Raw genomic sequence first — 14,400 nt, 5'->3', positions numbered from 1 at the left:
AATGCTCTACTCTCCGGCACATGTCGTGGACACGTAGACTTTTGGTGATCCTGGCGGCGCTCGCGGCCGCCCTCCTCGCGGCTCCGGCCGCCCAGGCGCACGAGGAACGTCCGGTCACCCTTCCCGACGGAACCGGCAGCGTCCCGGTGTACCGCGCGGGCGAGCCGGACCTCCTGGTCTGCAAGAGCGACCGCGCCGACTTCGAGCACCGGATATCGGGCTTCCCCGACGCCCTGCGGACCAGGAACCTGAAGCTCTTCGACCGGTGCCAGAAGTCCGGCTACCGCCATCTGCAGCAGGCCGTCGACGCGGTCACCGGCCCCGGGAAGAACATCGCGGTCCTGCCGGGGCTCTACGAGGAGGAACCCTCACTGCCGGCGCCCACCGGGGAGTGCTCCCGGCTGAAGGCCCCCGACTCCCAGCTCGGCTATCAGATCCTGAGCTACGCCCAGCAGGCGAAGTGCCCGCACAACCAGAACCTGGTGGCGATCCTCGGCAAGAAGGACCTCCAGATCGAGGGCACCGGCGCCGAGCGCACGGACGTCGTCATCGACGCCAAGTACCGCAAGCTCAACGCGGTCCGGGCGGACGGCTCCGACGGCGTCTACTTCAGGAACTTCACCGCCCAGCGCACCACGTTCAACTCGCTGTACATCCTGGCCCAGGACGGCTTCGTCATCGACGACGTGCTGACCCGCTGGAACGACGAGTACGGCTTCCTGACCTTCGCCAGCGACCACGGCCTCTACAAGAACTGCGAGTCGTACGGCAACGGCGACTCCGGCATCTACCCGGGCAGCGCCTCCGACATCAACGAGGGCTACGGCTACCGGGTCCCGCGCTACTCGATCGAGATCACCGGCTGCCGCAGCCACCACAACATGGTCGGGTATTCCGGCACCGCCGGGGACTCCGTGTACGTCCACGACAACGAGTTCGACCACAACATGGGCGGCGCCTCGATGGACAGCGCCTTCCCCGGCCACCCCGGGCTGCCGCAGAACCACGCCCGCTTCGAGCGCAACCTGATCCACGACAACAACGCCGACTACTACCCGTACGTCGCCGACGGCACCTGTGCCAAGCCGCCGGTCGAGCGCGGCTACGAGAACGGGGTGGTCTGCCCGCAGATCTCCATGCCGCCGGGCTCCGGCATCATCACCGCAGGCGGCAACTGGAACATCTACGAGAACAACTGGGTCTACGGGCAGCAGCGCGCCGCCTTCTTCCTGAGCGCCGTACCCGCGTTCATCCGGGGCGAGGGCGCGCTGGGCAAGCAGACCGACACCTCGCACCACAACCGGTACGCCAACAACCACCTCGGCACCGACAAGGCCGGCAACGCGCGGCCCAACCGCACCGACGTCTGGTGGGACGGCCAGGGCGACGGCAACTGCTGGCAGTCGGACGCGGGGCCCTCGACGCCCCGCTCGCTGCCCGCCTGCGGTGACGAACGCGGCGCGGTCACCGGCCGCACCGACCGGCTGGTGGGCGAACCCGTCAAGCTCGCCCAGCTGCTGGTCTGCGCCGACTACAACGTGCAGGCCCGCCGGCTGCCGGCCGGCTGCGACTGGTACGGCGCACGCGGGATCGAACGCGTGGAGTTCCAGGCGGCCCTGGGCATAGCGGTGGTGCTCGTGCTGGTCGGCGGCGTGCTGTGGTGGCGCAGGCTCCGCTCCAGCCGGCTCGCCACGGCGGCCTCGGCCCTCGGGCTCATCGGCCTCGGTCTCGACGTGGCCGGGTCGACCATGGGGCTCGCCTCCTCCTACCTGCCCGCAGTCGCGCTGCTGCTGACGGGGCTCTGGTGGACGGGCATCGGGCTGGTGCTGCGGCGCGAGCGGCCGGGCCTCGGCTGGACGACGGTGGTGCTGGGCGCGCTCACGCTGCTCGACGCGCTCGACAAGGGCGTGTTCATGATCCCGTGGATTGCGCTGAGCCCCGCCTGGGTGCGCGGGCTGCTCGGCGTGGTCTGGGTGGTGTGGGCCGTGGTGGCCGCCGCCCGGCACGGCGAACGGGGCCAGGAGGCGGGCCCGGAGCGGGCTCCGGCTGCCGGTACCCCGTCTGCCTCAGCCTCGGTCTCTGCCTCGGCTCCCGGCTCTGCCTCGGCTTCCGTGCCGGACGGCGCCTCGCCGCCGCAGACCTCCACCGACCCCGCCCCGGACGGAGACGCCCCGTGACACGCCTTCAGGGCCAGGCACCGGTTGCCCCGCGGCCCCGGACCGGCCGCAGGGCCGTCCTCGCCCTGCTCGCCGCTGCCGCCCTCGTGCTCGGCGCGGGCGGCTGCGGTGGGCGGGCCACCACCCATCACAAGCCGGGCACCAGCCACGAGCAGGCCACCGGCGACGCCGGCCGGCTGCTGTCCTCGGACGACGGCGGCGGTCACCGGCTGCGCCAGGTCGACGCCGAGGGCGCGCCGGAGGTGGCCGTCGCCGTGCGGCCGGACTCGGAGGACGGCTGGAACGTCCACCTCTCGGTGCGGAACTTCCGGTTCACCCCGGACAGCGTGGGCGGCGGCGCCCTCCTCGGCCGGGGCCACGCCCGCCTCTTCCTCGACGGCCATCCGCTCGCCCGGCTCTACGGAACCTGGTTCCACCTGCCCGAATCGCTGATCCGGAGCGCCGGCGGCGGCACCGGACTCACCGCCCGCCTCTACGCCGACGACCACACCGCCTGGGCCGTCGGCTCCACCCCGGTCCAGGCCACCGCCGCCCTCACCGCCACTCCGACGACCGCACCCGCCACCACGCCCGCCGCACCCGCCCCCGGCACCACGCTGGAGATCTCCGTCCGCGACGGCAAGGTCAGCCCGGCGCCGGGCCGCGCCGAGATCAAGAAGGGCCGGACCGTGCGGCTGAAGGTCCGCAGCGACCACGACGACACCCTTCATGTGCACGGCTACGACAAGGAGGCACGGCTGCCCGCCGGCAGAACCGTCACGCTCACGTTCACCGCCGACCGCACCGGGCTCTTCGAGGTCGAGACACACGAGTCAGATCTGCTCCTGACCCAACTCGTCGTACGGTGACCCCCGGTCCGGCCGGCGGTTCCGGTGCGGGGGGCGGTGGGGCGAGCGTCCTCGCCCATGGCATCGGCGCCCAGCACGACCTGCCGCTCTCGCCCTTCTACGCGTTCGCGGGCGCCTTCGCCGCACTGTTCGTCTCCTTCCTCGCGCTCGGCCTGCTCTGGTCCGCCTCCCGGTTCCGCGGCGGACTGGCGGGCCGCCCGCTGCCGGCCGCCGTCCAGTGCGTGGCCGACGCCCGCGCCACCCGCGTCGCGGCCCGCGCGCTCGGCCTGGCCGCCGCGCTCCTGGTCGTGCTGCACCTACTGTTCGGTCCGGCCGACCCGGGCCGCAATCCGGCTCCCGGCGCCGTCTACGTACTCCTGTGGGCCGGGCTCGTCCCGGCCTCCCTGCTGTTCGGTCCCGTCTGGCGGCTGCTCAACCCCCTGCGCACCCTGCACCTCGCGGCCTGCCGCGCACTGGGGCGCGCGCCAGGCGCAGGCCGGCCCGTCCCCGTACGCCTCGGGATGTGGCCGGCGGCGGCCGGGCTGCTCGCCTTCACCTGGCTCGAACTCGTCGCCCCCGACCCCGCGTCACCCCGTGCGCTGCTGCTCTTCCTCGGCCTGTACAGCGCCGTCCACCTCGCGGGCGCCGCCCGCCACGGGGCCCACTGGTTCGACCACGCCGACGCCTTCGAGGCCTACTCGGGACTGCTCGCCAGGCTCTCCCCGCTCGGCCGCCGCCCCGCCGACCACCGCCTCGTCCTGCGCTCCCCGTTCAACGGACTCGACGCCACGCCACAGCTCCCCGGACTCGTCGCCACCGTCTGCGTCATGCTCGGCTCCACCGCCTACGACGGCTTCTCCGACTCACCCTCCTGGATCACAGCCGTCCAGACCTCCCCGCTGGGCCGCACCACCGCGGCCACCCTCGGACTCCTGGGCGCCGTCGCCCTCGTGGCCTCCCTCTACGCGCTCTGCGCCGGAGCCACCCAGCTGCTCTCCGGCCGCCTGCCGCACCCCCTCACCGCCTTCGCGCACTCGCTCGTCCCGATCGCCCTCGGCTATCTCGTCGCCCACTACTTCACACTCTTCGTCACCGAAGGACCGCGTATGGTCATGGTGGCACTCGGCACTGACAACCCGGCCCCGCCCGAGCCGCCCCTGGGGCCCGGCGGTGTCGCCGCACTCCAGGTCCTCGCGATCGTCCTCGGCCACGTCCTGGGTGTCGTCGCGGCCCACGACCGCTCCGTACGCCTCTTCCCGCCGGGACGCGCGACGGTCGGCCAACTCCCGTTGCTGGTACTGATGATCGCGTACACCATCGGCGGGCTGAGCCTGCTCATCGCCTGAGACCGGTGCGCACCCTGGCGACGCGATCACACGACGGGCCGCGGCCCCCCGGTCGTAAACCACTGGGCGGCCGCATCATCCAGAGGGAAGCTGTACCCCATGACGACAACCTTGATCACCGGGGCCAACAAGGGCCTCGGCCACGAGACCGCCCGCCGCCTCATCGGCGCGGGGCACACCGTCTACGTCGGGGCGCGCGACATTGAGCGGGGCACGGCGGCCGCGAGCGAGCTGGGCGCCCGGTTCGTGCAACTCGACGTCACCGACGACGCGTCGGTCGCCGCCGCGGTGGCCACCATCGAGGCCGGCGGCGGCCTGGACGTCCTGGTCAACAACGCCGGAATCGAGGTGCGGTCAGCAGGAGGCGGCATCATCGGCGCCGCCGAGCTGACCGCCGACGTGATGCGTGAGGTGTTCGAGACCAACGTCTTCGGCCTGGTCCGGGTCACTCACGCCTTCCTGCCACTGCTGGAGCGCTCCGCCGCCCCGGTCGTGGTCAATGTCAGCAGCAGACTGGCCTCGCTGGCCCAGGCCGGCAAGGGATACCCGGGGGCCGCCTACCCGGCCTCCAAGACCGCGGTCAACATGCTTACCGTGCAGTTCGCCATGGCGTTCCCGCAGATGAGGATCAACGCTGTGGAGCCTGGCTACACCTCGACCGACCTGAACCGGCACGAGGGCACGCAGACCGTCGAGCAGGGCGCCGAGATCATTGTCCGGATGGCTCAACCGGGTCCGGACGGCCCGACCGGCGGCTACTTCGACGCGGAGGGCCCGCTGCCCTGGTAGGCGGCGAGGTCTACCGCGAGATCCATGATCCTTTCCGCGCTTGACGAGCGGCGCCGTGGTGGGCGGCGGGGGCCTGGCCGAAGTACGGCCCGGTCCTCGCCGGCCGTCCCGTCGGGCCCGCGCTCCCCGGCCTCACGCGGACCGAGTCCTTACGCCCGGCGAAGGAGGCCCACGGCATCATGGAGTCCGTGCCCCATGTGAACACGAACCTCCGCCGCGCCCCCGTGCAGCAGCGCAGCGCCGAGCGCCTCGCCCGGATACTCGACGCCTGCGCCGAACTCCTCGACGAGACCGGCTACGAGCAGCTCTCGACCCGGGCCGTGGCGGTACGGGCCGAGGTCCCCATCGGTTCCGTCTACCGGTTCTTCTCCAACAAGCGCGCCCTCGCCGACGCCCTCGCCCTGCGGAATCTGGACAGCTACGCCGAGCGCATCACCGCCAGGCTGGCCGTCATCCCGGCCGACGACTGGCGCCGCGCCATCGACGCCGTGCTCGACGAGTACCTGGCGATGAAGCGTTCCGTATCCGGCTTCGCGCTCGTCGACTTCGGCGCACCGGCGCCCGACGAGGACCCGGCCGACGACGCCAACCACCGGGTCGCGAGCCGGCTGGCCGACCTCCTCTGCGGGCATCTGGGCCGCACCTCCGACGAGGATCTGCTGCGCACCGTCCTGGTCTGCGTGGAGGCCACCGACGCCCTGCTCAAACTCGCCTTCCGCATCGACGCCTCCGGCGACCGGGCGATCGTCACCGAGACCCGGGTGCTGATCCAGGCCTATCTGGCGCGCGTGCTGGACTGAGCAAGGCCCAGCCGGCACGCGTGCCGGACCGGGCCCGGCCGACGGGACATCCGGCTGCCGAAACACCTCCCCGACATGCGTACCGGTCGGTATGCTCGGTGTCGCTTGACCGTGTACGCGACTCAACGCTGCCGTCGCCCCGGGGAGGGCCCATGTCGCACGACCCCAGCAGCCCCCGCACCGCCCTGCGTGTCTGTCCCCTCTGCGAGGCCACCTGCGGACTCGTCCTCACCATCGAGGGGACCAGGGTCACCGGCGCCCGGGGCGACCGCGACGACGTGTTCAGCCAGGGCTTCGTCTGCCCCAAGGGCGCCTCCATCGGCGGACTCGACGAGGACCCCGACCGGCTGCGCACCCCGCTCGTCCGCAGGGACGGTGTCCTCACGGAGGCGAGCTGGAGCGAGGCGTTCGACGCGATCGCCCGCGCCGTGGCGGCCATCACCGCGGAGCACGGCCCGCAGGCCGCCGGGGTCGTCCTCGGCAACCCCAACGTGCACACCATGGCCGGCGCCCTCTACCCGTCCGCCCTGCTCGGAGCCCTGCGGACCAGGGCCCTGTTCACCGCCAGCACCCTGGACCAGATGCCCAAACACGTATCCAGCGGGCTGCTCTTCGGTGATCCGAACACCATCGCGGTGCCCGACCTCGACCGCACCGGCCATCTGCTGCTGCTCGGCGCCAACCCGCTCGAATCCAACGGCAGCCTCTGCACCGCCCCCGACTTCCCCGGAAAACTCAAGGCGCTGCGCCGCCGGGGCGGCAGCCTCACCGTCGTCGACCCGCGTCGCACCCGTACCGCGCGCCTCGCCGACCGGCACGTCGCGATCCGCCCCGGAACCGACGCCCTGCTGCTCGCCGCCGTCGCCCACGTACTGTTCGAGGAGAAGCTGACCGACCCGGGACCGCTCGCCGATCACGTCCAGGGCATCGAGGAAGTCGCCCAGGAGCTGCGGGACTTCTCGCCGGAGGCGGTCGCCGGGGCCTGTGACGTGGACGCCGGCACCATCCGCGCGATCGCCAGGGAACTCGCGGCCGCCCCCGCCGCCGCCGTCTACGGCCGCATCGGCAGCTGCACCGTCGAACACGGCACCCTGGCGAGCTGGCTCGTCGACGTCCTCAACATCCTCACCGGCAACCTCGACCGCCCCGGCGGCGCGCTCTTCCCGCTCTCCGCCACCGCGCGCGCCCCACGGCCCGCCGCCCCCGGCAAGGGCTTCGCCCTCGGGCGCTGGGCCAGCCGGGTCTCCGGACACCCCGAGGTCAAGGGCGAACTGCCCATCTCCGCCCTGGCCGAGGAGATCGAGACACCCGGCGACGGGCGCATCCGCGCACTGATCGTGCTGGCCGCCAACCCGGTGCTCTCGGCGCCCGACGGTGACCGGCTCGACCGGGCGCTGGCCGACGGGCTCGACTTCATGGTGAGCGTCGACCCGTACCTCAACGAGACCTCCCGCCACGCCGATGTGGTGCTTCCGCCACCGCCGCCCTCGCAGAGCGCCCACTTCGACTTCGCGTTCAACGCCCTCGCCGTGCGCAACCAGGTCCGCTACACCCGGCCCGCCGTCCCCCTGGACCCGGACCGGATGGACGAGAGCGAGATCCTCGCCCGGCTCGTCCTCGCCGTCTCCGGGATGCACGGCGCGGAGCCGGACGCCGTGGACGCCACGGCCATCGACCGGACCCTCGCCAAAGCCGTGGCCGACCCCCACTCGGCGGTGCACGGCCGGGCGCCCGCCGCACTCGCCGCCGCGCTCACCGGCCGCACCGGACCGGAGCGCCGCCTCGACCTGATGCTGCGCCTGGGCCCGTACGGCGACGGCTTCGGCGCCGACCCCGAGGGCCTCACCCTGGAACGGCTGCTCGCCCACCCGCACGGCATCGACCTCGGCCCCCTCGCCTCCCGCATCCCGCAGGTCCTCACCACCCCCGGCGGACGCGTCGACCTGCTCCCCGCACCCATCGCCGCGGACCTGCCCAGGCTGCGCGAGGCCCTCGCTAAAGGCGCCGAGCCCGGTGCTCTCGTCCTCATCGGCCGCCGCCATCTGCGGTCCAACAACAGCTGGATGCACAACGTCGCGGCGCTCGGCGGCGGTTCCAACGTCTGCACCCTCCAGGTGCACCCCGAGGACGCGGCCCGGCTCGGACTGGCGGACGGCGCTGCCGCCACCGTCACCGCGGACGGCGGTGAGCTGACCGCCCCGGTCGAGATCACCGACAGCGTGCGGACGGGCGTGGTGAGCCTCCCGCACGGCTGGGGGCACAGCCGCCCCGGTACCCGGATGTCGGTCGCCGCCGCGCGGCCCGGCGTCAACGTCAACCAGCTGCTCGACGGCAGCCGGCTCGACCCGCTCTCCGGCACCGCCGTACTCAACGGCATCCCCGTCACGGTGGTACCGGCGCGCTGAGCGGGGGCCGTTGACCAGGCGAACCGGAATCCCACCTGGCACTTCCGACCCGGCAGCCCCAGTACCCGGCAACATGTGCGCGAGTCATTCCCACACCCCGCCCGGTGGGTTAATTTCAGGCCACTGCTGCCGCTCCCCACCGCTCCACCACCATCCTTCCGGGCGGAACCACATGACTCGCGCCATCACCCTGAACAATGTCAGCAAGGCGTACGGACGGTCCTCGCGTGCCGTCGACCGTCTCTCACTCTCCATCGACCCGGGCGAGTTCGTCGTCCTGCTGGGCCCCTCGGGCTGCGGCAAATCGACGGTGCTCCGCATGATCGCCGGCCTCGAGGGCGTCTCCGAGGGCGAGGTGCTCCTCGACGGTGAACCGGCGAACCACCTCAGTCCCCGCGAACGCGGAATGGCCATGGTCTTCCAGAACTTCGCGCTGTACCCGACCATGACCAACCGGGCCAACATCGGCTTCCCGCTGAAGCTGGAGAACCCGCGCCAGGACCACAACGACCGCATCGAGAGCACGGCCAGGATGCTCGGGATCGAGAGCGTCCTGGACCGGCTCCCCGGCCAGCTCTCCGGCGGAGAGCGCCAGCGCGTCGCGATGGGACGGGCCATTTCGCGCCAGCCCTCCGCCTTCCTGATGGACGAGCCGCTCTCCAACCTCGACGCGAAGCTCCGCAACCACCTGCGTGCCGAGATATCCCAGCTCACCAGGGAACTCGGCGTCACCACCGTCTACGTGACCCACGACCAGGCGGAAGCGATGTCACTGGGCCACCGGGTCGCCGTGATGCGCGGGGGAGTGCTCCAGCAGGTCAGCCCGCCGCGCGAGGTGTACGCGCTGCCGGAGAACGTGTTCGTCGCCGCGTTCATCGGCACCCCGCGCATCAACCTGCTCCAGGCCGTCGTGCACGCACCCCTGGAGGGGCGGATGTCGATCGACCTCGGCCGCCAGCGCCTCCCGCTGACCGAACCGCTCAGCCCGGACCACCAGCTGCTCCGCATCCAGCAGGGCCGCCGGATCATCGTCGGGCTGCGCTCCGAAGCGGTCCGGATCGCCCCGCCGAGCCAGGCCCGCCCCGGGGAGGTCGCGCTCAGCGGCATCGTCGAACACGTCGAGTACCAGGGGCACGAGGCGCTGGTCCACCTCAACACCGGATCGCGGCCCGCCGTGGTGCCGGACCTGGAATCGGCCCGCCAGGACCACGGCACCCAGCGAAGGCGCCGCGCCGCCGAAGGCGGGGCAGGAGTGCTGGGGCGGCTCAGGGAACGTGCCGCCGGGCACCTCGGCGGCACCGTCGCCGTCCTGGACGCACCGGACGCCGACGCGCAGGCGCCCGCCGTGCGCAGCCCCGACCGTCCCGCGGTCACCGCCAGCGACCTCGTGGTGCGCACCGGTCCGGACATGCGGCTGCGCAACGGCGGCCAGGTCCCGCTCCTGGTGGACCTGGCACACCTGTACGTCTTCGACCACCACGGGCGCCGGATCTGTCCGTTGCCCAGGGATGTTCCCGGGCTGGACATGTAGCCGGGCGGCCGTTCGGGCGGGCATGGCGTGACCTGTGTCTCTGGCGCCTGAAAACTAACGGCGCTAGTTTGGGGCGAGGACGACCGTGTCCGTCACCGTGCCCGGGAGGAACAGCCATGAAGGCCCACAACGGTATGTACATCGGCGGCGAATGGCGGCAAGCCGCGGCAACGGACACGATCGCGGTCGTGAATCCGGCGGACGAGCAGGTCATCGCCCACGTTCCGGCCGGGACGGCGGCCGATGTCGACGACGCGGTACGGGCGGCGCGCGCCGCGTTCCCCGGCTGGGCCGCGACCCCGCCGGCCGAGCGCGCCGCCCGGATCGGCGCGCTGCGCGACGTGCTGGCCGCCCGCAAGGACGAGATCGCCGAGACGGTCACCGCCGAACTGGGCTCCCCGCTGCCCATGTCGCAGATGGTGCACGCCGGGGTGCCGGTGCTCGTCGCCGGCTCGTACGCCGAACTGGCCGCGACGTACGCCTTCGAGGAGCGGCACGGCAACTCCACCGTCCTGCTGGAGCCGGTCGGCGTGGTCGGCGCGATCACCCCGTGGAACTACCCGCTGCACCAGATCGTCGCCAAGGTCGCTCCCGCGCTCGCCGCGGGCTGCACCGTCGTCCTCAAGCCCGCCGAGGACACCCCGCTCACCGCCCAGCTCTTCGCCGAGGCCACCGCCGAGGCGGGCCTGCCCGCCGGGGTCTTCAACCTCGTCACCGGCACGGGCCCGGTCGCCGGACAGGCCCTCGCCGCGCACGAGGACGTCGACCTGGTCTCCTTCACCGGCTCCACCGCCGTCGGGAAGCAGATCGGCGCGACCGCCGGCGGCGCGGTCAAGCGCGTGGCCCTGGAGCTTGGCGGGAAGTCCGCCAACGTCATCCTGCCCGGCGCCGATCTCGCCAAGGCCGTCAACGTCGGCGTCGCCAACGTGATGTCCAACTCCGGCCAGACGTGCAGCGCCTGGACCCGGATGCTGGTGGACGCCGACCGGTACGAGGAGGCCGTGGCTCTGGCCGCAGCGGCCGTCGCCAAGTACGTGCCCGGCGAGCGGGTCGGCCCACTCGTCAACGCCAAGCAGCGGGCCCGGGTGCGCGGTTACATCGAGAAGGGCATCGAGGAGGGCGCCCGCGTCGTCGCCGGCGGCCCCGAGGCGCCGCTCGCCACGGGCTACTACGTCAGCCCCACCGTCTTCGCGGACGTCACCCCGCAGATGACCATCGCCCAGGAGGAGATCTTCGGCCCGGTCATCGCGATCCTGAAGTATGAGGACGAGGACGACGCCCTGCGGATCGCCAACGGCACGGTGTACGGGCTCGCCGGCGCGGTCTGGGCCGCCGACGACGAACGGGCCGTCGCCTTCGCCCGGCGGATGGACACCGGCCAGGTCGACATCAACGGCGGCCGGTTCAACCCGCTCGCACCCTTCGGCGGCTACAAGCAGTCCGGCGTCGGCCGCGAACTGGGTGCCCACGGCCTCGCGGAGTACCTGCAGACCAAGTCCCTCCAGTTCTGACAGTCCTGAGTACGTTCCCGAGCCCGCACCCCCGATCAGCAAGGAGCCATCTCGTGGTCCGCGCCGCCGTACTGCCCGCCGTCGGAGCCCCGCTGGAGATCACCGGCATCGAACTTCCCGAGCCCGGCCCCGGCCAGGTGCGCGTCCGGCTCGCCGCGGCCGGGGTCTGCCATTCCGACCTCTCGCTGTCCAACGGCACGATGCGGGTACCGGTGCCCGCCGTCCTCGGCCACGAGGGAGCCGGCACCGTGCTCTCCGTGGGCGAGGGCGTCGGCCATGTCGCACCCGGTGACGCCGTGGTGCTCAACTGGGCTCCTTCCTGCGGCAATTGCCACCACTGCGGGATCGGCGAGGTCTGGCTCTGTGCCAACGCCCTGGCCGGGGCGGCCAACATCCACGCCCGCACCGCGGACGGCACCGAGCTCCACCCCGGGCTGAACGTCGCCGCCTTCGCGCAGGAGACCGTGGTCGCCGCGAACTGCGTGCTGCCCGCACCGGACGGCGTCCCGCTCACCGACGCCGCGCTGCTCGGCTGCGCGGTGCTGACCGGGTACGGCGCGGTCCACCACAGCGCCCGGGTCCGCTCCGGCGAGTCCGTCGTGGTGTTCGGCATCGGCGGCGTGGGCCTCGCGGTGCTCCAGTCCGCCCGGATCGCGGGTGCCGCGCGGATCATCGCGGTGGACGTCTCCCCGGACAAGGAGGAGTTGGCCCGGCGGGCGGGCGCCACCGACTACGTCATCGCCTCGGCCACCACGCCCCGCGAGATCCGCGGCCTCACCGGCGGCCAGGGCGCGGACGTCGCGATCGAGTGCGTCGGCCGGGCCGCCACCATCCGTACCGCCTGGGAGTCCACCCGCAGGGGCGGCCGCACCACGGTCGTCGGCATCGGTGGCAAGGACCAGGAGGTGACCTTCAACGCCCTGGAGATCTTCCACTGGGGCCGCTCCCTGACGGGCTGCGTGTACGGGAACAGCGACCCGGCCCGCGATCTGCCGGTGCTGGCCGCGCACATCGCGGCGGGCCGCTTCGACCTCTCCATGATGGTCACCGAACGGATCGGGCTCGACGGCATCCCGGCCGCCTTCGACAACATGATCGCCGGCAAGGGCGGCCGGGCCCTGGTGGTCTTCTAATCCCGCGAGCGTCCCGTCAGCAGCCGGGACGCCATCTCCCCCTGCTCGAACAGCTGGGCGGCCGGGCCCACGATCAGCGGGTCCGGCTCCCCGGCCACCGACGCGTCCTTGCCCGGGTAGTCGAAGCGGTGCAGCACGTGCCGGATCGCCTCCAGCCGGGCCCGCTTCTTGTCGTTGCTCTTGACCACGGTCCAGGGCGCGTCCGCCGTGTCCGTGTGGAAGAGCATCAGCTCCTTCGCCTCGGTGTACGCGTCCCACTTGTCGAGCGAGGCGAGGTCGACCGGGCTCAGCTTCCACTGCCGCACCGGATCGGTCTGCCGGTTCATGAACCGGTTGCGCTGCTCGTCGCGCGAGACGGAGAACCAGAACTTCACCAGGTGGATGCCGTCCCGCGCGAGCATCCGCTCGAACCCCGGTGCCTGGTGCATGAATTCGAGGTACTCGCGGGTCGAGCAGTACCCCATCACCCGCTCCACCCCGGCCCGGTTGTACCAGGACCGGTCGAACAGCACGATCTCCCCGGCGGCCGGCAGGTGCGCCACGTACCGCTGGAAGTACCACTGGGTGCGTTCGCGCTCGGTGGGCTTCTCCAGCGCCACCACCCGCGCGCCACGCGGATTGAGGTTCTCGGTGAACCGTTTGATCGTGCCGCCCTTGCCCGCGGCGTCGCGGCCCTCGAAGAGCACGACGAGGCGCTCGTCGTGCTCCTTGACCCAGTGCTGGAGCTTGAGCAGTTCGATCTGGAGGGCCCGCTTGGACTTGTCGTACGCCTTGCGGCGGAGCTTCTCGGTGTACGGATAGTCCTCCCGCCAGGCGTCACGGGGGTGGCCCTCGGGCTTTACCAGGGACGGCGTGGGTGCCGTCTTCTTCGCCTTCGTCCTCCCGCTAGGGCCGCTCCGCCGCTCGGCGCTCCGCGTCATGACGGGGTCCCTCCATCGGCCGGGCCGGATTCCTCCGCGTCGCACCAGTCTGCGTACGCGTCCGGGACACCGCCACCCCGGCGAGGCAGAGCAGCCCGCCGCCTATGGTGAGCAGGGCGGGGACCTCGTCCAGCAGCAACCAGGCCATCAGCACGACGAGCGCGGGCACCGCGTAGGTGGTGGCGCCCATCCGCCCGGCGGTGGTGCGGGCCAGCGCGTAGGCCCAGGTGGTGAAGGCCAGGGCGGTCGGGAAGAGGCCGAGGTAGACCATGTTCAGCGTCGCGGACAGCGGCGCGTCGGCGGCGTCCGAGACCAGCGCGCCGGAGAACGGCAGGCACGCCACCGTGCCGACCAGGCAGCCGAACGTGGTGATCTGGAGCGCCGATCCGTGCCCGAGCGCCGGCTTCTGGGCGACCACCCCGGCCGCGTACGTCACCGCGGCCAGCAGGCAGAGCAGCACGCCCAGGACGGAGGAGCTCCCCTTGCCCGACATGGAGAGCCCCACGACCACGGCGCCCGCGAAGGACACGCCCATGCCCATCGCCAGCCGGCGCGGCAGGCCCTCGCCGAGCAGCCGGGAGCCGAGCAGCGCGATCAGCAGCGGCCCGATGTTCACGACCATGGCGGCCGTTCCCGCGTCGACCTGCTGCTCACCCCAGTTGAGCACCACCATGTACAGGCCGAACCACAGCAGTCCGGAGGCGATGATCCCCGGCCAGGCCGCCCGCGGGGGAAGGCCCTCGCGTCTTACGAGCAGGAGCGCGCCCAGCGCCAGTGAGCCGGTCAGCAGCCGCCCGAGGGCCAGTGCGCCGGGGGAGTAGGCCTCGCCCGCGCTGCGGATGGAGACGAAGGCGGAGGCCCACAGCACCACGGTGGTGCAGGCGGCGGCGGGGGCCCGCCAGTCGGAGCGTGGCGCGGGGATAGTCGTCATGGCCCTGACCGTAAGGCCACGATCGTTCGG

The 14,400-nt window shown here is 72.4% G+C and carries 11 protein-coding genes; 9 read left to right on the top strand and 2 right to left on the bottom strand.

All coding sequences use genetic code 11. From position 1 onward, the window contains the following. Positions 1-20: 20 nt before the first annotated feature. The 9 genes from ACGFU6_RS28340 to ACGFU6_RS28300 all read left to right on the top strand — a co-directional run bounded on the left by ACGFU6_RS28340 (position 21) and on the right by ACGFU6_RS28300 (position 12,519). On the top strand, positions 21-2,177 hold the full coding sequence (locus ACGFU6_RS28340; RefSeq protein WP_393614945.1) for a right-handed parallel beta-helix repeat-containing protein: 2,157 nt from the start codon (positions 21-23) through the stop codon (positions 2,175-2,177). Then, on the top strand, positions 2,174-3,025 hold the full coding sequence (locus ACGFU6_RS28335; protein ID WP_393614943.1) for a hypothetical protein: 852 nt from the start codon (positions 2,174-2,176) through the stop codon (positions 3,023-3,025). Before ACGFU6_RS28340 ends, ACGFU6_RS28335 begins: the two co-directional genes overlap by 4 nt. Then, positions 3,022-4,350: a hypothetical protein gene (locus tag ACGFU6_RS28330; RefSeq protein WP_393614941.1), complete on the top strand. Its 1,329-nt coding sequence runs from the start codon at positions 3,022-3,024 to the stop codon at positions 4,348-4,350. Before ACGFU6_RS28335 ends, ACGFU6_RS28330 begins: the two co-directional genes overlap by 4 nt. Positions 4,351-4,449: 99 nt before the next feature. Continuing rightward, a complete protein-coding gene (locus ACGFU6_RS28325) occupies positions 4,450-5,139 on the top strand; it encodes an SDR family NAD(P)-dependent oxidoreductase (RefSeq protein WP_393614939.1) in 690 nt (229 codons plus the stop codon). Between the two features lie 179 nt (positions 5,140-5,318). After that, complete coding sequence (locus tag ACGFU6_RS28320; protein WP_393614938.1) at positions 5,319-5,939, top strand: TetR family transcriptional regulator; 621 nt, start codon at positions 5,319-5,321, stop codon at positions 5,937-5,939. Positions 5,940-6,091: 152 nt separating this feature from the next. Next, positions 6,092-8,344, top strand: coding sequence for a molybdopterin oxidoreductase family protein (locus ACGFU6_RS28315; RefSeq protein ID WP_393614936.1), 2,253 nt, complete (start codon positions 6,092-6,094; stop codon positions 8,342-8,344). 172 nt (positions 8,345-8,516) lie between these two features. After that, positions 8,517-9,875: an ABC transporter ATP-binding protein gene (locus ACGFU6_RS28310; RefSeq protein WP_393614935.1), complete on the top strand. Its 1,359-nt coding sequence runs from the start codon at positions 8,517-8,519 to the stop codon at positions 9,873-9,875. Positions 9,876-9,991: 116 nt separating this feature from the next. Beyond that, positions 9,992-11,386, top strand: coding sequence for an aldehyde dehydrogenase family protein (locus tag ACGFU6_RS28305; RefSeq protein ID WP_393614933.1), 1,395 nt, complete (start codon positions 9,992-9,994; stop codon positions 11,384-11,386). Positions 11,387-11,439: 53 nt separating this feature from the next. Next, the gene (locus ACGFU6_RS28300; RefSeq protein WP_393614931.1) at positions 11,440-12,519 is read left to right on the top strand and encodes a Zn-dependent alcohol dehydrogenase; all 1,080 of its coding nucleotides are present in this window, start codon (positions 11,440-11,442) and stop codon (positions 12,517-12,519) included. Here the strand turns inward: ACGFU6_RS28300 and ppk2 are convergent. Further along, entirely contained in the window at positions 12,516-13,439 is a 924-nt protein-coding gene (gene ppk2 / locus ACGFU6_RS28295; RefSeq protein WP_393614929.1) for a polyphosphate kinase 2, read from the bottom strand. The genes ACGFU6_RS28300 and ppk2 overlap by 4 nt on opposite strands. Next, a complete protein-coding gene (locus ACGFU6_RS28290) occupies positions 13,405-14,370 on the bottom strand; it encodes a DMT family transporter (RefSeq protein ID WP_393614927.1) in 966 nt (321 codons plus the stop codon). The genes ppk2 and ACGFU6_RS28290 overlap by 35 nt, the downstream gene beginning before the upstream one ends. Between the last annotated feature and the right edge of the window lie 30 nt (positions 14,371-14,400).

The sequence above is a fragment of the Streptomyces sp. NPDC048462 genome (assembly GCF_043200175.1).
Classification (GTDB): domain Bacteria; phylum Actinomycetota; class Actinomycetes; order Streptomycetales; family Streptomycetaceae; genus Streptomyces.
This window is presented reverse-complemented; position numbering and strand designations above follow the sequence as displayed.